Origin of the sequence: Paenibacillus popilliae ATCC 14706, from assembly GCF_000315235.1 — a bacterium.
Lineage (GTDB): Bacteria > Bacillota > Bacilli > Paenibacillales > Paenibacillaceae > Paenibacillus_B > Paenibacillus_B popilliae.
In genome coordinates this window covers 1-357 of the sequence record NZ_BALG01000399.1, presented here as the reverse complement: position 1 = coordinate 357, position 357 = coordinate 1, and the positions used below count along the sequence as shown (strand labels likewise).

1 protein-coding gene is annotated in these 357 nt (G+C 45.7%); it reads right to left on the bottom strand.

Going from position 1 to position 357, the window contains the following annotated elements; translation table 11 throughout:
- Window positions 1–357 (bottom strand): Ig-like domain-containing protein (locus PPOP_RS23030; protein WP_042229842.1); only part of this gene is annotated, 357 nt, incomplete at both ends.

Sequence of the window (357 nt, the reverse complement as noted above, 5' to 3'; positions counted from 1 at the left end):
CGTTCCAGTGCCTGAGCTTAAGCTTGAACTACTGCTTGAACTGCTGGATGTCTGTGGCACTTCAAATGTTGCTTCCTTTATGCCCGTAAGTGCTTGGTTCCCAGAGTCGTTAACAGCCGTTGCTGTTACTTTGTACTTGCCTCCAGGTTGAAGTCCATTAATCGTCAATTCAACCGTATGCTCAGTATCCTTATATTTTGCCTCTGTAACGGTAATGCCGGTTTCTGGTTTAAAGGTTCCTTGAGCATCTTCCTTCTCAAAGGTGTAGCTAGCGTTCGCTTCAGCAGAGGTCTTATCTAGCGCACCATTGAACGTCAGTGTCAATTGGTCTTCATTATCTCCAAACAAGGCTGGTGT